Annotated in this window: 22 protein-coding genes; 10 read left to right on the top strand and 12 right to left on the bottom strand. The window is 68.9% G+C overall.

Going from position 1 to position 24719, the window contains the following annotated elements; translation table 11 throughout:
- Positions 1-197 precede the first annotated feature (197 nt).
- The 4 genes from ACFXGJ_RS04920 to ACFXGJ_RS04905 all read left to right on the top strand — a co-directional run bounded on the left by ACFXGJ_RS04920 (position 198) and on the right by ACFXGJ_RS04905 (position 3982).
- Positions 198-677 (top strand): MaoC family dehydratase, encoded by a 480-nt coding sequence (locus tag ACFXGJ_RS04920; RefSeq protein WP_378617066.1) that lies wholly within the window; start codon positions 198-200, stop codon positions 675-677.
- On the top strand, positions 670-2352 hold the full coding sequence (locus tag ACFXGJ_RS04915; RefSeq protein WP_378617064.1) for a PHA/PHB synthase family protein: 1683 nt from the start codon (positions 670-672) through the stop codon (positions 2350-2352). Before ACFXGJ_RS04920 ends, ACFXGJ_RS04915 begins: the two co-directional genes overlap by 8 nt.
- Positions 2353-2433: 81 nt before the next feature.
- Positions 2434-2748 carry a hypothetical protein gene (locus ACFXGJ_RS04910; RefSeq protein WP_378617062.1) on the top strand — a complete coding sequence of 105 codons (315 nt, stop codon included), beginning with the start codon at positions 2434-2436 and terminating at the stop codon, positions 2746-2748.
- A 142-nt stretch (positions 2749-2890) separates the two neighbouring features.
- The gene (locus ACFXGJ_RS04905) at positions 2891-3982 is read left to right on the top strand and encodes an alpha/beta fold hydrolase (protein ID WP_378617060.1); all 1092 of its coding nucleotides are present in this window, start codon (positions 2891-2893) and stop codon (positions 3980-3982) included.
- Between the two features lie 2 nt (positions 3983-3984).
- On the opposite strand, the gene ACFXGJ_RS04900 is transcribed toward ACFXGJ_RS04905, so the two are convergent.
- The 5 genes from ACFXGJ_RS04900 to ACFXGJ_RS04880 form a co-directional block, all read right to left on the bottom strand.
- Complete coding sequence (locus ACFXGJ_RS04900; protein ID WP_378617058.1) at positions 3985-4419, bottom strand: helix-turn-helix domain-containing protein; 435 nt, start codon at positions 4417-4419, stop codon at positions 3985-3987.
- Positions 4420-4480: 61 nt separating this feature from the next.
- Positions 4481-5269, bottom strand: coding sequence for an ABC transporter permease subunit (locus ACFXGJ_RS04895; RefSeq protein ID WP_378617056.1), 789 nt, complete (start codon positions 5267-5269; stop codon positions 4481-4483).
- Positions 5259-6173 (bottom strand): ABC transporter ATP-binding protein, encoded by a 915-nt coding sequence (locus tag ACFXGJ_RS04890; RefSeq protein WP_378617054.1) that lies wholly within the window; start codon positions 6171-6173, stop codon positions 5259-5261. The genes ACFXGJ_RS04895 and ACFXGJ_RS04890 overlap by 11 nt, the downstream gene beginning before the upstream one ends.
- A gap of 123 nt (positions 6174-6296) precedes the next feature.
- Positions 6297-7301: a zinc-binding alcohol dehydrogenase family protein gene (locus ACFXGJ_RS04885; RefSeq protein ID WP_378617100.1), complete on the bottom strand. Its 1005-nt coding sequence runs from the start codon at positions 7299-7301 to the stop codon at positions 6297-6299.
- Between the two features lie 62 nt (positions 7302-7363).
- Entirely contained in the window at positions 7364-9796 is a 2433-nt protein-coding gene (locus ACFXGJ_RS04880) for a penicillin acylase family protein (protein WP_378617052.1), read from the bottom strand.
- Between the two features lie 170 nt (positions 9797-9966).
- On the opposite strand from ACFXGJ_RS04880, the gene ACFXGJ_RS04875 reads away from it, so the two are divergent.
- The 3 genes from ACFXGJ_RS04875 to ACFXGJ_RS04865 all read left to right on the top strand — a co-directional run bounded on the left by ACFXGJ_RS04875 (position 9967) and on the right by ACFXGJ_RS04865 (position 15410).
- Positions 9967-12078: an MMPL family transporter gene (locus ACFXGJ_RS04875; RefSeq protein WP_378617050.1), complete on the top strand. Its 2112-nt coding sequence runs from the start codon at positions 9967-9969 to the stop codon at positions 12076-12078.
- Positions 12079-12202: 124 nt separating this feature from the next.
- The gene (locus tag ACFXGJ_RS04870) at positions 12203-13291 is read left to right on the top strand and encodes a sulfite oxidase (protein ID WP_378617048.1); all 1089 of its coding nucleotides are present in this window, start codon (positions 12203-12205) and stop codon (positions 13289-13291) included.
- A gap of 115 nt (positions 13292-13406) precedes the next feature.
- A complete protein-coding gene (locus ACFXGJ_RS04865; RefSeq protein WP_378617046.1) occupies positions 13407-15410 on the top strand; it encodes an SDR family oxidoreductase in 2004 nt (667 codons plus the stop codon).
- 98 nt (positions 15411-15508) lie between these two features.
- Here ACFXGJ_RS04865 and ACFXGJ_RS04860 read toward each other — a convergent pair whose 3' ends face one another.
- The 5 genes from ACFXGJ_RS04860 to ACFXGJ_RS04840 all read right to left on the bottom strand — a co-directional run bounded on the left by ACFXGJ_RS04860 (position 15509) and on the right by ACFXGJ_RS04840 (position 20253).
- Complete coding sequence (locus ACFXGJ_RS04860) at positions 15509-17617, bottom strand: P-loop NTPase fold protein (protein ID WP_378617044.1); 2109 nt, start codon at positions 17615-17617, stop codon at positions 15509-15511.
- A 329-nt stretch (positions 17618-17946) separates the two neighbouring features.
- Positions 17947-18123 carry a DUF1737 domain-containing protein gene (locus ACFXGJ_RS04855; RefSeq protein ID WP_378617042.1) on the bottom strand — a complete coding sequence of 59 codons (177 nt, stop codon included), beginning with the start codon at positions 18121-18123 and terminating at the stop codon, positions 17947-17949.
- Between the two features lie 28 nt (positions 18124-18151).
- The gene (locus tag ACFXGJ_RS04850) at positions 18152-19030 is read right to left on the bottom strand and encodes a sucrase ferredoxin (RefSeq protein WP_378617040.1); all 879 of its coding nucleotides are present in this window, start codon (positions 19028-19030) and stop codon (positions 18152-18154) included.
- Positions 19031-19050: 20 nt separating this feature from the next.
- A complete protein-coding gene (locus ACFXGJ_RS04845) occupies positions 19051-19626 on the bottom strand; it encodes a YdeI family protein (RefSeq protein WP_378617038.1) in 576 nt (191 codons plus the stop codon).
- 81 nt (positions 19627-19707) lie between these two features.
- Complete coding sequence (locus tag ACFXGJ_RS04840) at positions 19708-20253, bottom strand: hypothetical protein (protein WP_378617036.1); 546 nt, start codon at positions 20251-20253, stop codon at positions 19708-19710.
- A gap of 39 nt (positions 20254-20292) precedes the next feature.
- Here ACFXGJ_RS04840 and ACFXGJ_RS04835 point away from each other — a divergent pair, with 39 nt between their 5' ends.
- From ACFXGJ_RS04835 to ACFXGJ_RS04825, 3 genes are all read left to right on the top strand, one after another.
- Complete coding sequence (locus ACFXGJ_RS04835; RefSeq protein WP_378617034.1) at positions 20293-21108, top strand: DUF6597 domain-containing transcriptional factor; 816 nt, start codon at positions 20293-20295, stop codon at positions 21106-21108.
- 37 nt (positions 21109-21145) lie between these two features.
- Complete coding sequence (locus tag ACFXGJ_RS04830; protein ID WP_378617032.1) at positions 21146-21358, top strand: hypothetical protein; 213 nt, start codon at positions 21146-21148, stop codon at positions 21356-21358.
- Positions 21359-21421: 63 nt separating this feature from the next.
- The gene (locus ACFXGJ_RS04825; RefSeq protein WP_378617030.1) at positions 21422-21730 is read left to right on the top strand and encodes a hypothetical protein; all 309 of its coding nucleotides are present in this window, start codon (positions 21422-21424) and stop codon (positions 21728-21730) included.
- Here ACFXGJ_RS04825 and ACFXGJ_RS04820 read toward each other — a convergent pair.
- Both ACFXGJ_RS04820 and ACFXGJ_RS04815 read right to left on the bottom strand, forming a co-directional pair.
- Positions 21727-22467 (bottom strand): alpha/beta fold hydrolase, encoded by a 741-nt coding sequence (locus ACFXGJ_RS04820; protein WP_378617028.1) that lies wholly within the window; start codon positions 22465-22467, stop codon positions 21727-21729. The two genes, ACFXGJ_RS04825 and ACFXGJ_RS04820, sit on opposite strands and share 4 nt — an antisense overlap.
- 47 nt (positions 22468-22514) lie before the next feature.
- A complete protein-coding gene (locus tag ACFXGJ_RS04815) occupies positions 22515-24683 on the bottom strand; it encodes a heavy metal translocating P-type ATPase (protein ID WP_378617026.1) in 2169 nt (722 codons plus the stop codon).
- Positions 24684-24719 lie beyond the last annotated feature (36 nt).

Below are 24719 nucleotides of genomic sequence, written 5' to 3'. Positions count from 1 at the left end.
GCCCGTTCGGCCCCCGACCGGAAATTCACGTGAATGCGCGTAACCGCAATCCGTATTCACTAGGCAATTCTCGGATTGGCGGTCGGATCGACGAAAACCGCAGCCGACGCTCACAGATTCGGGGAACACTCGAATCCACACACAGGGGGACTACGACTATCAACACCACCGACAGCCAGGTCGCGCGTCGCGTCACCATGGCCGAACTTCCCGAGCTCGCAGGCAAGAGCCTCGGCGCGTCGTCCCGAGTCCTGATCACGCAGGAACGGATCAACCTGTTCGCCGACGCGACCAACGACCACCAGTGGATCCACGTCGACCCGGACCGCGCCCGCAGCGGGCCGTTCGGTACCCCGATCGCCCACGGCTACCTCACTCTGTCTCTCGCCGTCGAGCTCTTCTCGCACCTGCTCGACGTGACCGACTGCGCCCAGGTGATCAACTACGGGCTCGACAGGGTCCGCTTTCCGGCCCCGGTGCCGGTCGACTCCTCGGTCGGCGCTGTCGCCGATGTGACGTCGGTCGAGCCGTGCGCTGGCGGCTACCAGCTAGCGGCGACCCTCACCTTCGACGCGCAGGGCATCGACCGCCCGGTCTGCGTTGCGCAGATGATCGTGCGTTACCTCGGCGACGTCACGGGCGCAGGCGCAGGCGCAGAGGGAGGCAACCGTGCTTGAGCAGGTGCGGCAACAACTGTCAGCGAAGGTCGATCCGGTCGGCTGGTTCTCCGCGAGCGCATCCGTCGCCAGGGGCGCCGCGCGCAATCCAGCGGCCGTCGCCGCCGCCACCGGCAAGCTCGCGATGGGCCTGGCGCAGATCCCACCCGACACCCTGCGGGTGGCCGTCGGTGCGGACACCGAGCCCGTCGCCACGGACGACGCCCGGTTCCGCAACCCCGCCTGGCGGGACAACCCGGCGTACTTCGCCGTACTCCGCTCCTACCTGTGCGCGCGGTCGTATGTCGATCGACTGGTCGACGCGGGCGCCGAAGACGCCTTCAAGGCCGCGAAGGCCCGCCAGTTCGCCCACTTGCTGCTCGACGCCGTCGCGCCGACCAACAACCCCGTCACCAACCCGGAGGTGCTCACCCGCGCGATCGAGACGGGCGGCAAGAACCTGGCCCGCGGCGCCACGCACCTGATCGAGGACGTCGTCAAGCGCGGCGGCCGACCGCTGCGGATCGACGAGAGCGCCTTCACCCTCGGCGAGAACATGGCCGCCACACCCGGCAAGGTGGTCTTCCGGAACGATCTGATCGAGCTGATCCAGTACGCACCCCAGACCGAGCAGGTCCACGCGACGCCGCTGCTGGCGTGCCCACCGTGGATCAACAAGTACTACATCATGGACATCGCCCCGGGCCGCAGCTTCGTCGAATGGGCGATTGCGCACCATCGGACCGTCTTCCTCATCTCCTACCGCAACCCCGACGAGTCGATGCGGGACATCGGTTTCGACGACTACCTCGTCGACGGCGTGAAAGCGGCGATGAACGTCGTCGAGGAGATCACCGGGGCACCGAAGATCGACCTCGTCGGGCTGTGCCTGGGCGGGGCGATGGCCTCGATCGCGGCCGGCTACCTGTCCGGCACGGACGATTCCCGGCTCGGCACGCTGACGTTGGCGAACACGCTGCTCGACTACAGCGAACCCGGGATCCTCGGTCTGCTGACCGATCCCGGAACCCGGGCCAACGCGGACATCCTGATGGCGCGGGACGGCTACCTTCCGGGCGCGGACATGTCCCTGACCTTCGACCTGCTGCGGGCCAACGACCTGATCTTCAGATACTGGGTCAGCCGCTGGATGCTGGGAGAGGCGCCCCAGGCATTCGACCTACTGGCCTGGAACGAGGACTCGACCCGGATGCCCGCCGCGATGCACAGCACCTACCTGCGCACGCTGTACGGCGAGAACCAGTTGGCACAGGGAACATTCACGATTGCCGGACAAGCGATCTCGCTGGCCGACGTCGACAGTGACGTGTACATCGTGGGCGCGATCGACGACCACATCGTGCCCTGGGAGTCGTCGTACGCGGGCGCCCTGCTGTTCGGCGGCAAGGCGCGATTCGTCCTCTCGAACGGGGGACACATAGCCGGCATCGTCAACCCGCCGGGGAAGAGGAGCTGGGTCGAAACGCTCGGCACACCCGAGGACCCGGCCGCACCCGCGTTGCCGGCGGACCCGGCAACCTGGCGGACGTCGGCGCAGCGTCACGGCGTGTCGTGGTGGGAGGACTGGGCCGCGTGGGCAGGGCCTCGGGCCGGCGAGCTGCAGGCGCCGCCGCCGATGGGGAGCGAACGGCACCCGAGTGTTGGAACAGCACCCGGCACATACGTTTTCGGCTGACTCGACCGCGACCACTAGACCGTTAGCAGTCATCATGCTAACTTGCTAACGGTAGTCCGAACCACACCGAGGAGACATCACATGGTCGCGCAGGCAACCACCACCGGCACCAAGAACGTCGTCGCCGAGGGCGTCGAATCCATCACCAAGTCCTTCGACGAGAACCTCGAGCGCGTTCAGGGACTCAACGAGAAGTTCGTCGATGCGGCGAAGCTGAGCGGCAACCTGTCGATCGACACCTACGAGAAGGCCGTCACCTCCGTCCTCGACTTCCAGAAGTCGATCGCGGGCGCCACCAAGCTGGACTGGCTCACCGCCGTGGTGGACGCGCAGGCCTCGCTGGTCAAGGGGGTCAGCTCGGCCGCCACCACGGCGGCCCGCGAGATCCTCAAGTAGCTCGACCGCGTCACCGATCGGCCCCGGACGGTTCGTCGAACCGTCCGGGGCCGATCGCAGTCACCACGAGATCCGGGGGTAGGGCTTGATGTTCGGGACTCGCGAATTGTTCTGGGTCGCAACAGAAACACAGAGGCAACTGGTGTCGGCGGCGAGGGCGGGGTGGAACGGATACCTGCGATCAGCGGCCCGCCGCGGCGTCACCCCGGTCGAGGTGGCGCTCGACTGCGTCGAGTTCTGGCGGGCCGCGACTCGGCGCCGCCCGACCCGATTCGCCCACCCGAACACCGTCAGGCGCGAATGGCCGCTGGCCCGGTTGCGAGAGTTCTCGCCGACCGTGGACGGTTCGGTGGCCACCCTGGTGCTGCCGCCACTGTCCGGACATGCATCGACCGTGATCGACTTGACCGCCGACCGCAGCCTGATCGGGACCGTCCACGATGCGGGCCTGACCGGAGTGCACTGCCTCGAATGGCTACCGCCCACGACACGCACCTCGGCCGCCGGTATCGACGACCTCGTTGCGGTGATCTCCGGCGCGATCGAGGAACTCGGGGGCACCGTGAACCTGGTCGCCTACTCGCAGGGCGGTTGGCTGGCAACCGTCTACGCCGCCGTGCATCCGGCACGGGTCAACGCGCTCACCGTGGCGGCGGCACCGATCGACTTCGCGCTCGGCCTGCCCGGGACGCGCAATGTGCCCGGTGGCGGGCCGGCCGCCGGGCTGCCCGGCATCGCGACCGCGTGCCGCGCGACGGGCGTCCTACCCACGGTCGCCACCCCGGTCGCGCTCCGGCTGGCCGAATGGCCCGAGGACTGGGCCCGCCTGATGGACCTGTGGGCACACATCCGCGACCCGGCCCGAGTCGCGGCGCATGTCGCCTTCGAGAGCTGGCTCGACGCGCCGCAGGACGTTCCACCGGACTTGTACCGGTGGGCTGCGCTACACCTGTTCCTACGCAACGAGCTGGTGCGCGGTGAGCTGGAAGTGGGCGGCGGGGCCGTCGATCTCGGTGCCATCGCCTGCCCCCTGTTCCTGCTCGCCGGAACCCGCGATCGAATCGTCACCGCCCGGCAGCTGTGGGCGCTGGCCGATCACGTCTCGACCGCAAGGAATCGGATCACACGCCGGGCCGTCGACACCGGCCATCTCGGGATGATCACGGACCCGGACGTGCTCCGAGGGCACTGGCTGCCGATCCTTCGGGAGGTCGTGGACCTGTCCGGGGCGTGACCTCAGACGCCGTCGCCGTCGCCGTCGCCGGACCGGTCCGGGTCCGAGGACGCGGACCGGTCGCGGGGCGACACTCCCCCGCGGCGCCGCTTCGCGACCGTCACCTCCCGGAACGTCTCGTACATCTCCTCGAGCGCCGCCCGCTGCGCCTTGGTCAGATCCGAGTCGCGGCGGATCGCGGCCACCACCTCGGGCAGCTGTCCGGCATCGACCCGATGCACCTGAGCGGCCAGCAGATCGGCGGACGTGTGCAAGTGCTCGGCGATCGCCTCCAGCACCTGCTCACTCGGCTCCCTCAGGTTTCGCTCGATCTGGGAGAGGTAGGGATTGGAGATCCCGACCAGCTCGGCGAACTTGCGCATCGGAACCGCCGCCAGCTCGCGCTGTTGCCGGATGATTTCGCCGAGTGTCGAGGGCCGGGCGTCGTCGTCCACCATGCGCGCAAGCCTACTGAACCGGCTCACCCGACCTCGGACGGTGAGCGCGGCCACGGGAGGGTCAGCGGATGTCGCGGCTGTCGAAGGCGATCACCGTGGCGACGAGGAGCACGACCGTCGTCGCCAGCAGCACCGCGAGGGCGAGCCACGACAGGCCCTCGTCGAGCTGGTTGTCGCCGACCGCGTAGTAGAACAGCGACGCGTACTTCGCCGAGTGCAGCCAGTTGATCGCCGGGGCAAGGGAACTGACCAGATAGGACGCGGCGGCGACCGCACTGGCAACACCGATCGCCGCTCCCCGGCTCGCCCCGGCCGCGGCGACGACCATCGCCAGCAGGCCGAAGGCCAGGCCCAGCAGCACGACGCCGACGGTGGTGCCGACCAGGTTCCACAGGTCGACGTCGAGGCCGAAGCCGCGCCCGACCACCACACACAGCCCCGTGACGATCGGCACCGGCAGGCTCAGCGCGACCATGGCGGCGGCCTTCTGCAGCGCGATCCACCGGCGCGAGACCGGCAACGTCGCGATCAGCGCCAGCGTTCCGTCCTCGTCCTGCCCGGCGATGCAGGACGCCCCGTAGCCGATGGTCACCATCAGCACGATCAGCGGGAGGAAGTTCGCGTACAGATTCGCGTTCAACCACCCGGAGGGAGAGGTCAGCGAACCGGCGATGCCGAACAGCGCCCCGAAGGTGGAGTTGCTGGAGAACAATTCGTCCAGGCCGGTGTCGTTCTTGAACGACGGGTACAGGACCACGATGATCAGCGCGTAGAGGGCCATGCCCAGGGCGTAGAAGAAGATGGACCGCCGGCGCAGCCGAAGGTCGAGCGCGGTCAGGTCAATCGACATGCGCATCCTCCTGCGACGAGTCGTCCCGGTAGTACCCGAGGAACAGTTCGTCGAGATCGGCGCCCCGCGCGCTCATCTCGACGGGTTCGAGCTCGGCGGCGACCCGCAGCAGCGGCGCCACCGAGCCTGCCACGGAGAGCACCACGCCGTCCGCGGCGGAGCTCACCACGCGCACCCCGTCCAGGCCGGCGAAGCTCCCCACGTCGACCGCGCGATCGAACCGGAACTCGACCGTGCGCGGCGCGCTACGCCGCAGGTCGGCCACGGTGTCGGTGACCACGAGCCGGCCCTCCTTGATGATCGACACCCGATCGGCGAGCCGCTGGACCTCGTCGAGGTCGTGCGAGGACAGGAACACGGTCCGCCCCTCGGCCGTCGTCTCGCGGACCAGCCTCACGAACTCGTCCTGCAGCAGCGGGTCGAGCCCGGAGGTCGGCTCGTCCAGCACGAGCAGATCGGGGCGGTGACCGAACGCCATCACCACACCGATCTTCTGGGCATTGCCCTTGGACAGCATGTGCACCGGCCGATCGAGTTCGACACCGAAACGTTCGACCAGGTCGTCGCGGTACCGCCGGTCCCGCGACCCCTTCAGCTTGCCGAACCGGTCCAGGTGCTCGCGGCCGGTGAGTTTGGGGAAGAGGGCGAGTTCGCCGGGCAGGTACCCGGTCCGTCGATGGATCCGTGCCGCCTGGCTCGCCGCGTCCAGACCGAACACGGTCGCCGTCCCCGACGTGCGCCGGTAGAGCCCGAGAAGCATCCGGATGGTGGTCGACTTTCCCGCACCGTTCGGGCCGAGGAATCCGAAGATCTCCCCCTCGTCGACCTCGAACGTGATGTCGTCGACGCCCCGGCGAGGGCCGAACCGCCGAGTCAGCCGATCCGCCGCGATCACCGTCGTCATCTCGGCGCTCCTTGTCCGCGAGGTTCTCGTGTGCGCGCGACGTCCACCACCGGCGCGTACCCGATCGTGCCCGCCCGGCGCGGGCCGGGCTTCACCTGCCACGGGTGACACACGGGAACTGCGTCAGCCGAGGATCAGCACGGCGGCACCGGTCACCCGGCCCTCACGCAGGTCGGTCAGCGCGCGGTCGGCCTCGTCCAGCGTGTAGCCCTTCGCGGTCACCAGCAGGCGGTGCGTTCCCGCGAAGTCCAGGAACGCACGGGCATCGGCGCGCGTGTTCGCGGTGACAGAGCGGAGCCGGCGCTCCTCGAAGAGGTGCCGCTGATAGTTCAGCCGCGGGATGTCGGACAGGTGAATGCCCGCGACCGCGAGCGTCCCGCCGCGGTCGAGCGCCTCGAGTGCGGGCGGGACGAGCGTGCCCACCGGGGCGAACAGGATCGCCGAATCCAAGGGCACCGGAGGCGGATCCGCCGGGCCCTGCACCGAGGCCGCGCCGAGCTCGAGCGCCAGCGTCCGCGCATGGTCGCCGCGGGTCATCACGTGCACCTCCGCGCCACGGGCGATCGCCACCTGGGCGGCCAGGTGCGCGCTGCCACCGAACCCGTAGATCCCCAGTCGCCCGCCCTCGGGTACTTCCGCGCAGGCGAGCGCCCGATAGCCGATGATGCCCGCGCACAGCAGCGGCGCCAGTTCCTCGTCGAGGTAGCCGTCGGGCAGCCGGTGCGCGAACGCCGCGGGCACCACGGCGTACTCGGCGTACCCGCCGTCCTCGTCCCATCCGGTGTATCGCGAACCCGGGCAGAGGTTTTCCCGCCCGCGCAGGCAGTAGCGGCACTCGCCGCAGGTCTCCCGCAGCCAGCCGATGCCGACCCGGTCGCCCAGGCCGAAGCCCGCTCCCACCGCGTCACCCCACGCGACCACCTCACCGACCACCTCGTGACCGGGCACCACGAACTGACGGTGGACGGGCAGATCCCCCTCCGCGACGTGCAGGTCGGTCCGGCACACCCCGCACACCAGGACGCGCACGAGCAGGTCGCCGGGACCCGGCTCGGGAACCGGCATCGACACCGACCGGAGCGGCCGGCCGCGCATCGGTCCAGGCCGACGCACCTGCCATCCCGTCATCACACTCGGAATGCCCATGCGTCAACTGTCCGCGCTCGGCCGGCCGCGCGCCAGGGATCGGGCTACTTCAAGACGACCTCGCCGGACTCGGTGGCGTCCACCGACTCCGTCGTCAGCGGATCGGTCTTGCACTGGAAGTTCCGGTACAAGTCCATCTGGTCGCTGTAATGCGACGACCGGGTGCCGTCCGGCGCGATGAATCCGCTCTGCCCGGGCGGCGCCACCGTGCACAGGTCGGCGATCCCGTCGCCGAGGACGATCCGGTCGTTCTGGGTGCCCCGGTTCATGTACGGCGACAGGCTCAGCACCTCACCCGCGCCCGCCTGCGGAACGCCCAGGTAGTTCTTGTAGTCGAACTTGTTGGCGCTCACCGGCATCTTCCAGCTCGCGGGATCCGGCCCCTGCTCGGTTCCGAGCTTGGCCAGTGCCTGTCCGAACGTGTCTCGCAGCACCGCCATCGGGTCGGCGCCGTTGAAGAAGTCGGTGGTCTGCGGCACCCCGGACTTGGCGCCGAGCAGTGCGTTGTAGATCAGCTTCGTCGCCTCGGCGGGGCGCGCGGTCCCGGCGGCGGGGTAGATCCTCGCGGCGTAGTCGGCGTACACGTCCGGCGGAAGATCGTCCGCGAGCACCGTCTGGAACAGGATCGGCAGCCAGGTCCGCATGATCGCGGCCTGCGGCCCGTCGTAGCTACCGTCCGAGTCGTTGTCCGTGGCCTGACCGTTCCAGTTGCGCAGCAACGCGGTACCACCGGCGACGGGATCACCGGCCGGGAGTTGCGCGGTGGCCTTCTCCAGGTAGGGCAACAGGTAGTCGATGTTCAGGTCGGCGAAGGACGCCTGCCGGTTGATGTCCCAGATATCGCCGGGGGTCAACTTGTCCTTCGCCTCGAGGCGACTGGTCAGCGCCCGCACCCGGTCCACCGGCGACCAGTTGTAGCCGTCGGCGAGCGCGCCCGGCGCGGACTGGTTGTTCCAGTTGGCGAGGTATCCCTGCTCGGGGTTGTACGACTGCGGGTTGTCCGAGAAGGGGCGGATGCCCGACCACTCCATGGTGCCGTCGCCGATCGCGGGCAGTCGCAGGTCCTGGCCCGCCGGCCGGACGGGCAGCCGGCCGGGCGAGACGTAGCCGATGTTCCCCTTGTCGTCGGCGTAGTACCAGTTGATGGTGATGGCGACCTTCTGCGCCTGCGCGAGGAACTCGTCCCAACTGGTGGCCTTCATGATGTCGATCCACGCGACCAGCGACTGGATCTCGTACCCCGCCCAGCTCTCCTTCAGCGAGTAGGCGCTGCCGTTCGGGGTGTCGAAGCTGGTGACCCGCCCGTGCACGGTCGAGTAGATCGGGTAGTCGACGTCCGAGCCGCCGCGCACCTTGATGGTTTCGGGCCGCACGTCCATCGGCTTGTACGCGCCGTCGAACTTGTACTCGTGCTCGTTCGCGGGGTTGAGGACCTCCTGGTAGACGTCGTTGACGTCGAGTGGGCCGGCGGTCGCACCCCAGGAGATCGTCTTGTTCGTGCCGAACAGCACGGTGGGTGCCGCGAACGGCGTGTTGCCCGCGACGTCGAACCCGGCTCCGTGCAGGCCGACGCCGTACACGTACGAGGGGTTGAACCAGCCGAACTGCGGTCCGTTCATCAGGATCGAGGTGCCGTTGGTGGTCTTGTCCGCGCCGACCATCCAGAGATTGCTGGCCTCCGGCTTCATGTGCGGCCAGTCACCGCCGCCGGACTGCTTCATACGGGTCAGGTTCGCGTCCGGCAGGGCCTGCGTCACGCCGGAGAGGCCGGCCTCCTGAGACATCGCCTGCGGCAGGTCGCTCGCCGAATGACCGGCGCGCGGGACGGTGGTCGGAGCGGTCGGGTCCTCCTGCGGCCACACCAGCTGGTCGAACAGCTCCCGGCCCTTCTGGTCACCGTTCTTCGCCTGCAGGCTCCGGAGCACCTCGAGGTTGGCCAGTTCGCTGCTCGACTGGGAGAACCGGTTCGCCATCGTCTGCACCCAGACCATCGCGACGTCGTACCCGGACCAGGGCTCGGGCTCGAAGCCGTTGTCCAGGAACTGCTTCGGCATCAGCGCGGACGGATTCGCCCGCACCTTGCCGATCCGCCGGTTGAACCCGTCCGCGTAGCCGTCGAAGATGTCGCGGTCCTGCTGCGGCAGCTTCGCGAGCTGATCGTGAATCGACTGCGGGTCGATGCTGTTTCGCGCCGTCTTGTCGGTCGCCAGGTAGTCCGGTCCCAGGACCTCCGCCGCGGTCCCGATCGACGACCGCCTGGCCATCTCCATCTGGAAGAGCCGATCCTCGGCGACCGCGTAGCCGTAGCCGTAGTAGAGGTCGCGCACGTTGTCGGCGTACACGTTCGGGATTCCGTACCCGTTGCGTTTGACCGTGACCCCGACCGCCGCGGCCTGTTCGGTCGAGCTGCTCGAGCAGCCGGCGAGGAGCAGGCCCGCGGCCAGACCGAGCGCGAGCAGTGACTTTCTCTTGTCCATCGAACTCCCCAGATCTATTACCGTCCGTTCGGTTGGTAATTGTGACGCGGACCACCCTCCACGTCAAGGTCCCGGCGCGACCTTTCATCCACCGGAAGCCGTTCACGGCGTCGGCTGCCGTCGGTAGAGTCGTGGCGCCGTCCCGACCCCACCTGAAGAGAGCAGCTTCCATGTCGCGCTGGGCCTCGTTCGTCGCATCCCGGAAATGGTGGGTGCTGGTCCTCGCAGTACTGGCCGTCCTCGTCAGCGGACTGTGGGGGCTCGGCGTCTTCGGCAAGCTGAGCCAGGGCGGCTACTTCGACCCGAACAGCGAGTCCGCACGGGTGAGCCTGCTCATCGACGACAAGCTCGGACAGCAGTCGCCGGACATCGTCGCGATCTACACGGCACCCGAGGGCAGGACCGTCGCAGACATCGGCCCGCAGGTCCAGCAGACCCTCACCGCATTCCGCGAGCAGTGGCCCACCCGGTCGGTCACCTCCTACTGGTCGGTGGACCCGTCCACCGCGAAGCTGATGCTGTCCAAGGACGGCACCAAGGCGCTGGCGACCGTCTTCGTCGACTGGGACGCCGGACCCACACTCGCGGACCTGGATTCGATGACCAAGGCGCTGAGCCCGCCCGGGATCGAGACGCAGTTCGGCGGCGGCACGGTCGTCGGGCACTCGTTCAACCAGCACCTGACGCAGGACCTGGTCAAGGCGGAGGCGATCGCCCTGCCCATCACCCTGGTGCTGCTCGTGCTGATCTTCGGCACCGTCGTGGCCGCCGCGGTCCCCGTCTTCGTCGGCATGCTCACCGTCTTCAGCGCGCTCGCCACCCTGCGCGCGCTGACCACGCTCACCGAGGTGAGTTCGTTCGCGCTCAACGTCGCCTCGCTGTTGGGCCTCGGCCTCGCAATCGACTACGGACTGTTCATCGTGAGCCGGTATCGCGAGGAACTGGCCGGCGGCAGCGAGCCCGCCGAGGCCGTTCGTCGCACCGTCTGCACCGCGGGCCGGACGGTGATGTTCTCGGGGCTGCTGCTGGTGTGCGCGTTCGGCGGCATGCTGATCTTCCCGCAGCCGGTGATCCGGTCCCTCGGCTACGGCGCGATCGCCGCCGTCGTCAGCGCGGCCGTGCTCTCGCTCACCGCGGTGCCCGCACTGCTGGCGATCCTCGGCCGCCGGATCAACTCGCTGGCCTGGCGCCGCGGGGCGGTCGAGCGCGGCGAGGAGCGGGCGGCCCGGTTCTGGAGCGGCGTGGTGACCCGGGTGATGCGGCGCCCGGTCACCGTCGCGGTCACCATCACCGCCGGACTGCTCGTGCTGGCCTCGCCACTGCTTGGCGTGACACTCGGCGAGATCACCTACACCGCACTGCCCGCGAACGATCCGTCCCGCGCGGCCTCGCAGACGCTCGCCGAGGACTTCACCAGCACCGGCGACAGCGCGCAGCTGATGTTGCGCGGGGAGGACGGCGTGCGGCCCACCACCGCGCAGCTCGGCGAGTTCACCGCCGAGGCGCGGGCCGTCGAGGGCGTCGCCCAGGTCCGGCTGGTCGCCTCGACCGACGACTTCGCCGTCCTGCAGGCCGTCTACGCCGAGGGCACCCCACCCGCGGACACGGTGCGCGCGTTGCGTGCGATCGACCCGCCGGCTGGCACCAGCCTGGGGGTCGGTGGCGGCGTGGCCCTGACCGAGGACACCAACTCCTCGATCGTCGCGCACCTGCCGTGGATGATCGCGATCATGGTCGGCTCGACGCTGGTTCTGCTGTTCCTCGCGTTCGGATCGGTGGTGCTGCCGATCAAGGCCGTCGCGATGGCCGGACTGAGCCTGGCCGCCACGTTCGGCGTGCTGACCTGGATCTTCCAGCAGGGCCACGGTGCGGCCATGCTCGGGGTGACACCGAACCCACTGGAACCGACGTTCGTGGTGTTGATCCTCGCGGTGGTGTTCGGGCTGTCGACCGACTACGAGGTGTTCCTGATGTCCCGGATGGTCGAGGCCCGGGAGAACGGGGCGAGCACCGAGGAGGCGGTGCGGATCGGCACCGCACGCACCGGCCGGATCGTGACCGCCGCCGCGGCCCTTCTCATCATCGTGACCGGCGCCTTCACCCTCTCCGGCCTGTCGATCATGCGGTTCCTGGGAGTCGGGATGATCCTGGCGCTGATCATCGACGCCACCGTGGTGCGCATGCTGCTGGTGCCCTCCCTGGTCAAACTGATGGGCGAGGCCAACTGGTGGGCGCCCGCATGGATGCGGCGGGTGTACGAGAAGGTCGGCATCGGGCACTGACGCCGATGCCGGGCCCACCGCAGCGCCGTTGAACCGAGGGCTGGTTGGTGGTGGAGTGGATCCCGACGCGCAATGCCCTGCAACGCGGACGCGGGGCCGGCGCGCGAGCCGGGAGGTCCGGGCGATGAGCAGGTGGGGCAAGCGCGAGGACATGATCGTGCACGAGGCGGAGCCGTACAACGCCGAGCCGCCGCCGCGCGCGCTGGCAGATCGGGCGCTGACCCCCGTCGACACCTTCTACAGCCGCAACCACGGGCCGATCCCCCGGCTCGACCCGCGGGCCTGGCGACTGTCCGTCGACGGCGAGGTCGAACGCGAACTCGCGCTGTCTCTGTCCGACCTGCGGTCGGGGTTCGAGCACCGGACGCTCACGGCGACGCTGCAGTGCGCCGGCAATCGGCGGGCTGGACTGATCGAGGTCGGCGACATTCCGGGCGAGGCGCCGTGGGGCTCGGGCGCGATCTCGACCGCGGAGTGGACCGGCGTCCGCCTCGCCGACGTGCTCGGCGCCGCGGGACTCGGACCGCGCGCCGCGCACGTGGCGTTCGCCGCCCCCGACGTCGCGGCAGAGGCCGATCCGCCGCAACCGTACGGCGGCTCGATCCCGGTCGCCAAGGCCCTCGCCGGCGAGGTGCTGCTGGCCTGGGGCATGAACGGCGCTCCCCTGCCCGCGGTGCACGGCGGTCCGGTCCGGGTGGTGGTGCCCGGCCACATCGGCGCGCGCAGCGTCAAGTGGGTGCATCGCGTGACGGCGCAGGAGCGACCGTCGGACAACTACTTCCAGGCCACCGTGTACCGCCTGCTGACCGCGGACGCCGACCCGTCGGCGACGGGACCCGGCGACGGCCTGTCGCTCGGCCCGGTGGCGGTCAACGCCGACATCCTGCGACCAGGTGACGGTGAGGTCCTTCCGGCCGGCGCGACCGAGATCAGCGGCTACGCGTTCGCCGGCGAACGCGGCGTCGCCCGCGTCGACGTCTCCCTCGACCTCGGCGACAGCTGGGTGCAGGCCGACCTCGACGAGCGCGCCGATCCGTGGGCGTGGCGGCTGTGGCGGGTGACGCTCGACCTGCCCGTCGGGCCGGCCGTGATCACGGCCAGGGCCTGGGACACGGCCGCCGCATGCCAGCCCGAATCCGCTCGGCACCTGTGGAACCCCAAGGGCTACGTCAACAACTCCTGGGCACGCATCCACGTGATCGGGCGCGACTGACCGCCTCCGCTGGTCCGCCATGGGTTCCCACACTACTTACTTTGAAGTAAGTTAACTGACACTCTCGGGCGGAGCCTCGGGTGATGTAGTCGTAGCCCCTTCAGGAGGAGTGCTGATGTCGACCTTCATCGTGACCGGCGGGACCGGATTCCTCGGCCGCAACGTGCTGCCTCTGCTGCTCGCCCGGGTGCCCGACGCGCAGGTCCACGTCCTGGTCCGACCGGCATCGGCCGCCCGGCTCGGACGGCTCGCGGCCGGCTGGGACGGCGGCGATCGCGTGCACCCGCTGATCGGCGACCTCACCGCACCCGGGCTGGGACTCGACGGTCCGCCGCCCGCGGCCGAGCACGTCCTGCACCTCGGCGCCGTCTACGACATGACCGCGGGCGACGAGCAGTCGAGCACCAACGTCGAGGGCACCCGCGCAGTCGCCGAACTGACCGAAAGGCTCGGCGCCACAATGCACCACGTGTCCTCGATCGCCGTCGCCGGCGACTACCCGGGCGGGTTCACCGAGGACGACTTCGACCGAGGCCAGTCCTTCCCCACCGCGTACCACCGGACGAAGTTCGAGGCCGAGCGGCTGGTCCGCGAGACCCCCGGCCTGCGCTGGCGCGTGTACCGCCCCGCCGCGGTGGTCGGCGACTCGACGACCGGCGAGATGGACAAGGTCGACGGCCCGTACTACCTGTTCCCGGCCATCGCCGAGCTGGCGAAGCTGCCGTCGCGACTGCCGGTCGGGGTGCCGAGCCTGGGCGCGACGAACCTGGTCCCGGTCGACTACGTCGCACAGGCGATCGTCGGACTGATGCTCGCACCGGGTCGCGACGGCGAGGTGTTCCACCTGGTGAACCCCGAGCCGCAACCGATGCGGGAGGTCTACGCGGCACTGGCCCACGCCGCGGGCGCACCGCGTCCGGTCGCGGACCTGCCCGAGGTCGTCGCCGCCCCCGTACTCCGCCCGCCCACCCGAGCGGCCACCGCCGCCCGCGACCTGGTGCTCGACCGGCTCGGCATCCCACCGGTCATCGTGGACCACCTCACCCTGCCCACCGTCTTCGACTCGACCCGGACCCAGCAGGCCCTGGACGGGAGCGGAATCACCGTGCCGCCGTTCGGTTCCTACGCGGACACCCTGTGGCGGTACTGGCGGGGCAACCTCGACCCCAACCGGCACCGCCGCGACGACCCGTCCGGGCCGCTGGTCGGACGGCACGTGATCATCACCGGCGCTTCATCGGGGATCGGCCGCGCCTCCGCGCGGGCGGTCGCCGCGAAGGGCGCGACGGTGCTGCTGATCGCCCGCGGCGCCGAGGAGCTCGACGCGACGGTCGCCGAGATCCGGGCCGAGGGCGGACGGGCCTTCGGCTATCGGTGCGACGTCACCGACGGCGAGTCGGTCGACCGGACCCTCGAGACGATTCTCGACGCACACGACCACGTCGACATGCTGGTCAACAATGCCGGCCGGTCCATTCGCCGCGGCGTGTTCGCCTCCACCGACCGGATCCACGACTACGAACGCACCATGGCGGTCAACTACTTCGGGGCGGTGCGGCTGATCCTCGGGCTGCTTCCCCAGATGCGTGCGCGCCGGTTCGGGCACGTCGTCAACATCAGCAGCGCGGCCGTGCAGAGCCACACGCCGCGGTTCTCCGCCTACGTGGCCAGCAAGGCCGCCCTCGACGGATTCACCGACACCATTGCGTCCGAGACGCTCTCGACCGGCATCACGTTCACCACCATCCACATGCCGCTCGTCGAGACGCCGATGATCACGCCGTCGGGGAAGGCCAACATCGGCCGGGTGATCAGCCCGGAGAAGGCGGCCGCGATGGTGGTCCGGGGCCTGGTCGAACGGCCGAAGCGGATCGACGACCCACTCGGCACGCTCGGCGAGTACGGCCACGTGTTCGCGCCCGGCGTCAAGGACCGAGTGCTGCACCAGATGTACCGGGCGTTCCCGGACTCCCCAGCCTCCAAGGGCGTGACCGAGAGCGGCGGCGCCGTCACCGCCACACCGCCCGCGGCGGCACCCGCGGCGAAACCGAGGCACAACTCCACCGTCTCGAAGGTGGGACGACGCATCGCCCGCGTGGTGCCCGGCACCCACTGGTGACGCGCGGCGGTCGGCCCTCACGAAAATGCAACGGCCGCACGATAACTGTGAGCACCACCGTCACGCAATACAGCAGCGAGACACGTCCAAATTGCCCATCACGAACCCTCTGCTTCAAGCTGAGCGAGAGCCTGCCGAGCGCACCGCTTACGGTTCGTGAACGAAACGTCGTGCTCATCGAATTTCTCGTGATCTCCCGAACTCTTCACGAAAAACTCCTTCCAGAAACTGCGAGGTATCACCTTCTCGAAATCGGCCAGCTGCAAGCCGCCAAGTTCGTACCGATTCGCGGTTGTGGTTGGACCTTCGCTGGCAAGGAGGGTGTAGGTCGAGACGAAGCGGGCAGCGATGTCATCGAGCTCCCGCCCACCACTAATCATCGCCTGAACTTTCCCTCCCAACTCATTCATGCCCTCCTCGTCCAGATACGACAGGTGAAATAACACCGATCCAGTTTTAGGATCTTCATCCTCGAAATCAGCGATGCACGCGTTCAAACACCTGCGCCGAACATCCTCCATAGCCAATCTGATCGGCTCAGACAACGTGTCGTGCGGAGCCGACAATGTGGGGTGGAGCGAACGAACTGTCGCGGTCAGCCCCCATTCACGCTCCAGCTCGTCGACCACGACACGAGAGGCGTCCCTTGACCCGGCTCGCTCAACTGCAATGCCCGCGAGTTCGCCAGGGAACCGAAGTCGCGCCGACAACCACGAATCCTCCTCGAAGTCAGCAACGCGTCGTCCGACGTCCAGCGCCGCCGACAGTGCATTCGCCGATGTAATACTCTCCATGGTTTCAGTCAGCAACCTGCACGCCTTTTCGGCCGCGCGATCCGTGGCCTCCTTGTCTGCCAAGGCCACTCCGAGCGGCGACTTGTCGTCGAGCACACCCGCACTCGCCAACTGTGCCAATCCGGCGCGGACATGCTTGTCGCTGATATCACCCACCGGGATACCCATTACGAAGTACCTGTCGAAGTACGCACTCTCGGACGCCCTGCAACTTCCTGATGGTCGCCCGGAACCGATCCATCCATTAACTTCAACCGTGGGGAAAATATGGTTCAGCAACTTTGTCAACGCCGCGACGCGCGAGTCATCTGATTCGTCAAAGCAACTCGCCACCAACTGATGGGTCGATGAGTCTCCCTGGCGCGACACCGAGCCACTCCAAAGCAACCCGTCTTTCCATCCTGGAAGCATCCGGTACAGCCTCGGGTATCGAACACGGAGAAAGGTCAGCAGAAGCAGGTCCTCAGCGTTGATCTCATCGGGCTGAATCACCGTCAACGCAATGTCGAACTGAGTAACTAGGCGGTGGATTGTACGAAGGGTTGCGAGATCACCTTCGGGGACGAGTGCTAGAAAATCACCGATCAAGGAACCGAACTGTGTTCGCCCCGTCAGAATCGGCCCAAGATTGTGTGCCGCCTCTACTCGCGCTAGTGCTGCAGTAAGTTCGCGCACCCGGTGCGCCGACTGCATAGGCGGCAGATCGAATGGATACTGCACAATCTTCTCCAGGAACTGCAGCGCTCGATCAGAAGTTGCTGCAATCGACGTAGTCCTCAAGACATCGCAAACTGTTTCTTGGTCATATGCCAGTAGGTAGTGAACCCCTGGAAAGCTCCCCAGCAACCGAACCGTCTTCAACACAGCGACAAGTTCGTCAGAATGCAACCGGTCGATATCATCAATGATTACGAGCACCTTAATTCCAGCTTCGACGAAATCTCTCGACGCTTTTTTGAACTGGTCCTGGAATGATTTGTCGAGCAATTTCGCAGCCTCTTTGACGGTTGAACTGGCGGCCTGCCCGGCCACCGGTATCGCAGCGGCCGCTCCCGCCACAATCGGCACCATCGCCTGAAACTTCTTCACGATCTTCCTGCGAAAAACTGCAGGAAGAGCCGAGCTGATCGTTGCGTAGAACTCACCAACCAACGATGCGGGATCCGAGGCAGCCCACGGAGTGAAGTAGCGGACTGCCCACTCCTGTGGCATCTTTTCCTCAATCATCCGCAGCACGGACGTCTTTCCGCTTCCCCATGCCCCCGTCAACCCGAACGCAACACTGTCTCCACCACCGGCGGCGACAATCCTGTCGGCAACGTGCTCCGCAAAAGTCTGTCGTTCGAGGCGATCAGCACGAGAACCCACGATCGGTGCGTCGGTGAAGACATGTGTCGCTGAATCAAAAGTCATGCACTCACTTCATCACAAGCTCGGCCCGCTGCGTCGAACACACGGTGGATAACAACAGCTATGACTGCATAGATCGAACGACCCCTCGCCATCTGTGGGCCGCCCCTTGTCGACGCTAGCCGCCGCGCACTGGCCTTCCCCTACAAAGCAACTCGCTGCCAGCTTCATCGCGGTCGTCGCTGGGCCATCACGCTGGCCGAATGATCCGCTCCCACATGTCGCGAGGGCTACTGCCTGTGGGCCGGATCAAGCCTTGTTTTGGCATATCGCTCGGACGACGCATCGCCCGCGTGGTGCCCGGCACCCACTGGTGACGTGTGTCAGTCGGGCTACCGCGGACGGATCAGCGCCTGCGCCACGATGACCCGGTCCCCGTCGAAGGTGAGCGCGAGCGAACCGTGCAGGTCGTAGCCCGCGTCGAGGGCCGCGCTGACCCGGTTGCAGAACTCGACATCGTCGGGCCCGGTGAGAACGCGGTAGCGCGGCAGATCGCTCGTGTCGGACATGCGGTTCAGTCTCCCTGGCCGCGCGCGCTCACACCGGCAGTGCCCGCACCCCGTCGGCGACGAGGGCGAGAACGGCCTTCGGAACGGCTCCGCAGCTGGGTGGGCGCGCCTGCAGCTCCACGCCGGACATCGCGACCTCCCACGCCCGGCCGTCGCGGTGCCGGACCACCGGTCGAGCGCCGGTCTCGTCGACCGTCAGCTCGGCGGACGCCGCCGAAACCGATTCCCGCACCGCGATTTCGGCGACCTGACCGGCGTCGGTCCAGGTGCTGCGCCCTCGCAGCCCCCTCTGGTACACCTCGCCTCGGCCCGCGGCGAGTACCGCGGCCACGCTCTGTTCGGCGTCCAGACGCCCGTAGGTGTAGCCGCTCGGCAGCAGGATCATCGACGGCGCGAAGCGGTGCCCGCCGGTGTGCGAGCACTCCCACACCGTGTCGCCGAACCGGTCGGAGAGCGCCGCCGCGATCGGGCGACCGAGCACCGCGCAGCACTGGTCACGCTTGCCGTGCGCGCACACCAGAACCACCGGATCGGTCACGACCTCGCCAATCCCGGGGGCGGCGGCCGGCATCGCCAGGTCCAGCTCGAGCAGCTCGGCGGGATCACCCACCGTCAGCCGCTCACACCAGGCTCCGTCGGGATGAGTGCGCGCGAGCAGCACCGTGCGCTCCGGCGGCGCCGACGCCGGACGGCCGGGCCGGCGGATGAGCAGCAGCCGGACACCTGCCGCCGCCACGTGGCGCTCGAGCCGGGCGGACAGCTCAGCGCCCAGCGCCTCGCCACCGAACACGTCACGGCCCCAGGCCCCCGGGTGCTCGAGACACAGCCACCCGGTGGTGTGCGCGGCGGTGCCAGGCAGCGGTTCGTCGGCGGCGGACAGGAACGAGCAGGTCGCGGGGTCGGTCACCGCACCATTGTGCCCGCGGGTCACTCGTGGATCTTCTTGCCCTCCGAGAACATCTGTACGAACTTCTCGATGCGACGGGCCCGGGTCTCGCGCCTCTTGGCGTCCTGCAGCCGGTAGGCCACCGCGTACCGGTTGACCTTGTTCAGCGTGGCGAAGAACTGTTCCGCCGCGGGAACCTGCGCCAACGCGTCCAGGAAGTCCTGCGGCACCGCCGCCGTCGACTGGCCCTCGTAGGCGCGGTCCCAGCGCCCGTCGGCCTTGGCCGCCTCGATCTCGGCCAGTCCCGGCGCAACCACCAGGCCCTGCGCGAGCAGCTGCTCCGCCTTCTCCCGGTTGCGCTTGGACCACGGACTGCGGGCTCTTCGTGCGGTGAAACCCTGCAACCAGTGGTCGTCGTCGAAGCTGCGCTTCTGCCCGTCGATCCACCCGAAACACAGCGCGGCGTTCAGCGCCTCGTCGTAGCTGACGCTCGGCTGCGCGCAGTCCTTCTTCGCGATCTTCAGCCAGATCCCGGGCGAACTGGCGTGATGCGCGACAAGCCAGTTCCGAAAGTCCGACGCGCCGGCGAAGTGCTCGGTGGTCCGTTCCGCTGCCATCCACCCACGCTACGGCGAGGACGCGGCCGGGGGCTTGAACAAACGCGACTGTCAATACTGCCCGAGGCTTCGCGCGAGAGGTCAGATATTACCCGAGGCTTCGCCCGAGAGGTCGCGGCGGCCGGTCGCCATCGCGGCCCATACCCGCACGAAGCCCTGCGACAGGTAGGCGAGGGTCCCGAGGCTGAGGATCCACTTGGTGATGCTCACCGTCGAGATCGACCGGACCCGGGCGTCGGTGATCGCCTCGCGATGGTCGAGCAGGTGCAGATCCACCACGTTCTCCACGTAGTCGGCAGCCGCCGCGACCACGGGCGCCGCGTAGAGCGCGCGCCTGGTTGCCGGGGACAGGTCGGCGAGCTGCCCGAGCCGCTTCGCGCCGGTGCACAGGGCGACCGCGTAGATGATCGGATGCACCATGTCCGGACCGAAATGGCTACGGAATCGCGCGGTTTCCGCCTCGTCCATGCTGTCGAGGACGGCGCGGTAGGAGCGCGCCGACATCGCGGTCTGGGTCGCGAGGAGCTTCGGACCGGTGGGGCCGAGCAGTCGTGCGATGTTCGCCTGGGAGACCACGTAGGCGGCGGACCAGCCGAGGAGCTTGCGGTCGAGAGCTGTCAGTGCCATGCCGAGATCCTAGAAGCCGGGCGCCTACTATCTTTGGACATGACCGAACCCCGCGGCCTGCCCGAGGCGATCGTGCGTCCCGACGAGGCGGCTCGGTCGATCGACGTCTCGCGTCGCCTGCCACGGGAATCGTTGCGGCCGTTCGTGGAGTACCTCTGGATCGTGCACTGGCGCGTGGACGGCTCTCGCGACCAGCAGGTGTTGCCACAGCCCAAGATTCACCTCGCCGCCGAGGACGGCCGACTGCTCGTGCACGGGGTCAGCCGCGATCCGTTCCACCGGCACCTGGGCGGCACCGGGCACGTGATCGGGGTCGCGTTCCGGGCGGGCGGATTCCACCCCTTCCTGCGGTCGAGTGTCGGCGACCTCGCAGGGCAGGTCCTCCCCGCCGGTCCGCTGCTCGGTGTGGACGACACTCCGGTGGCCGTGGCCGCCCTCGCCACCACGGACGACGACGCGATGACTGCCGCCGTCGAGGACTACCTGGAATCACTGTCGCCCCGACCAGATCCGGCTGTCGACAGGGTCTCCGAACTCGTCACCCGGATCGAACAGGACAAGTCGATCCACCGGGTCGACGAGGTCGCGGCGGTGGCCAGGCTGAGCGTGCGCTCCTTGCAACGCCTGTTCACCGAGTACGTCGGGGTCGGTCCGAAGTGGGTGATCCGACGTCACCGCCTGCTCGACGCCGCGGAGCGCGCGCACAGCGGCACCCCTATCGCATGGGCGGAACTGGCCGAGGAACTGGGGTTCAGCGACCAGGCCCATCTGATCCGAGACTTCACCGCGGCGGTGGGGACCCCGCCCGCCACCTACGTCCGGCAGATCGGCAGTTGGCGCCCGTCAGGCAGGTAGGCTCCGGATCGGTCGGGCCGACGGCAAGGGGGATGCCATGCGGCGGTGGTGGAATGCATTCTGGGACAAGCCTCCCCGCGGCGTCCTGCTGACCTGGGCGATCGCCGTCTGCCTCGCGGCATTGTGGGCGTGCAGCTATCCGACGCCGAACGGCTGGATCCTGATACTCGGCTGCTTCCGGCCGGCGGTACTCGTCGCGGTCGGCTGGACGGCCAAGACCGGCTCGCACTTCCTACGTCACGGCTCGTAGTCGAACTGGATCACCGCGGTTCCGCTCGCCGTCCTCACCAGCCTCACCCTGGTCTCGTTCGACGTGCCGCGGCAGGCGCGCTGGCAGTGGTCGCAGGCGGAGTTCGCGGCTGCGGTCGACGACCTCCCGTCTGGCACCCGGTCCGGTGTCATCGAGCGCCGGATCGGCAGTTACGACGTCCGAACCGTGCGCCGTCACGGCGACAACGTCTATTTCGTCGTGACCGACAGCGGCTTCCTGGACGACGACGGGATCGCCTACCTACCCGACGGGGAGCCGGCCACCCCGATCCGGTCGGCGAGGGCGTGCGGGTCTGGCACCTGCGCGGGCCCTGGTACTCCTTCAGCGCCGGCTGGTAACGCGCGCAACTAGGCGAGAAACGCCGTGACCTCGGCGTCAAACTCGTCCGGGCGGTCCCGGTGCACGCTGTGCCCGACCTCGATGGTCACCGCGCGGGCGTCGGGCATCGCGGCGAGCGCGGCCGCGAGTCGGCCCGGGTCGACCATCCCGCGGGGCCCACCGGTGATCACCAGGGTCGGCGCGGTCATCGACGGCAGGCCCGCCCACCAGTCCGGGTGCGCGGCGTGGAACTGCGCGAGCGCGGAACGGGTCATCGACCGGTCGAACGCGATCAGGGCCCGCGGACTGCGGGCCATGCTGGTCACCGCATGCCACAACTCCACCGGCGTCGGCAGCCGTCGCGTCAACGCCCCCATCGCCTCGTCGGGGCGCAGCGGCAGCGGCGCCTCCTCGAGCACCAGCCTGCGCACCAGGTCCGGGCGCGCCTGCGCGACGAGCGAGGCTGCGTGCCCGCCGAGCGAGTGCCCGACGAGGTCGGACTGCCCGAGGTCGAGGTGGTCGATCAGCGCAATCAGGTCGTCGCCGAACTCGGCGAACCGGTACGACTGCGCGTGCGCGCTGCGGCCGTGGCCGCGCAGGTCGACCGAGACCACACGCCGCCCGCCGCGAATCAGGGTCCGGGCGAATCGATCCCAGGTGTGACTGTCTCCGCCCATCCCGTGCACGAGCACGACCGGCACCGGGTCGGGTCCGCCCGAGTCGCGATAGGCGATGTCGATGCCGCCGAGGGTGGCCGTAGTCGTCGTCACTCGTCCTCACGCCGCCCTTCGGGACCTACGCATTCCCGTCGGCCAGGCTAGTCACCGGCCCCGTCGAGAATCGAGTCGGGCCGCAGGTCCAGCCGCCGCAGCAACTGGGCGTTGACAGCCACGACCACGGTGGACGCGGACATCAGCAGGGCGCCGACCTCCATCGGGAGGGTGAATCCCCACGGCGCCAGGACACCCGCCGCCAGCGGCACCGCGATGGCGTTGTACCCGGCCGCCCAGCTCAGGTTCTGCACCATCTTCCGGTAGGCGGCCCGGGACAGTTCGATCACCGACAACACCGAGCGGGGGTCGTCGCTGGCGAGGACCACCCCGGCCGACGCGATCGCGACGTCGGTGCCCGCGCCGATCGCGATGCCGACGTCGGCCTGCGCGAGCGCGGGCGCGTCGTTGACGCCGTCGCCGACCATCGCCACCGTCCGGCCCGCGGCCTGCAGGGCCTTGACCTTCGCGCCCTTGTCCTGCGGCAGCACCCCGGCGAACACCTCGTCGATTCCCAGGCTGCGGGCGACGGCCTGGGCGACCGGCTCGGCGTCGCCGGTGATCATGGCGACGTGCACGCCACGCTCGTGCAGGGCGTCGATCGCCTGCTTCGACTCCGGCCTGATCTCGTCGGCGAGGGCGAGCGCCCCGATCACCCCGCCGTCGCGGATCACGTGCAGCACCGTGGACCCCTGGCCGGCCCAGTCCTCGGTCTGCGCGAGCGCGGTCACCCGGTGGTCGGCAAGCATGCCGGGACCGCCGACACTGACCTGCACCCCGTCCACGGTGGCGGTGACCCCGACCCCGTTGCGGGCCTGGAAGGCGGTGGCCACGGGCGCGGTGTGCTCGTCCCGCCCGCCCTCGACCGCCCCACGGAGCCGGGCGGCATCGACGATGGCCCGGCCGAGCGGATGTTCGCTGTCGCCCTCCACCGCCGCGGCCAGCGCGACCACTGCGTCCTCGGTGTGCCCGGCGACCGCCACCACCCCGACCACCGCGGGCTCACCCTTGGTGAGGGTGCCCGTCTTGTCGAACAGGACGGCGTCGACGGTGCGCATCGTCTCGAGCGAGCGACGGTCGGTGACGAGCACCCCGGCCCGGGCCGCGCGTTCGGTGGCGATGGACACCACCAACGGAATCGCCAGACCGAGCGCGTGCGGGCAGGCGATGACGAGCACAGTGATGGTGCGTGTCACCGCCTCCTCGGGGGTGCCCAGGAGCAGCCAGGCGAACGCCGTCAGTACGGCCGCGCCGAGCGCGAACCAGAACAGCCAGCCCGCGGCCCGGTCGGCGAGAACCTGTGCGCGAGAAGACGAATTCTGCGCCTCGGCGACCAGACGCCGGATGCCGGCGAGCGCGGTGTCCTCGCCGACCGCGGTGATCCGCACCCGCAGCGCCGAGTCCGTCGTGACGGTGCCCGCGACCACCCGATCGCCGGGCGCACGACGGACCGCCAGCGACTCGCCGGTGATCATCGACTCGTCGACGTCGGCGGTGCCCATCGCAATGGTGCCGTCCGCGGGGACTCGCCCACCGGGCCGGACGATGACGAGATCACCCGCCGCCAGCTCCGAGATCGGTACGGTCACCGCGTCTTCCGCCGCGCCGTCGGCGGCATCGAGGCGCTCCGCCTCGTCGGGCAGCAGCGCGGCGAGCGACTCCAACGCGCTCGACGCCTGGCCGAGTGAACGCATCTCGATCCAGTGCCCGAGCAGCATGATGACGATGAGAAGTGCCAGCTCCCACCAGAAGTCGAGTTCGTGACTGAGGATGCCGAGGCTCGCGCCCCAGGACGAGACGAAGGCGACCGTGATGGCCAACGCGATGAGCAGCATCATCCCGGGCTGCCTGGCCCGGATCTCCGAGACCGCACCGGCGAGGAAGGGTCTGCCACCGCAGACGTACATCACGGTGCCGAGCAGCGGCGAGATCCAGGTGACCGGGCCGTCGTGCGGGAGCGTGTACCCGATCAGGTCGGCGAACATCGCGTTGGCGAGCACGACCGGCACCGCGACGGCGAGCATGATCCAGAACAGACGCCGGAACTGACCGGCGTGGTCGCCGTGACCCGCGTGGTCGCCGTGACCGGCATGTCCGCCGTGGCCCGCGTGTCCGGTGTCGTCGCCGTGGTCCGCATGCTCGACCGGCGGAGCCCCGAGTTGCGAGTCGCCCGCGTGGGGCCGATGGTCGGCATGTGTTCCCCGCTCGGAGGTCATGAGCCGACGCTATACCCCCAGTAGGTATAGCGCAAT

Origin of the sequence: Rhodococcus sp. NPDC059234, assembly GCF_042754225.1 — a bacterium.
Lineage (GTDB): Bacteria > Actinomycetota > Actinomycetes > Mycobacteriales > Mycobacteriaceae > Rhodococcus_G.
This window is presented reverse-complemented; position numbering and strand designations above follow the sequence as displayed.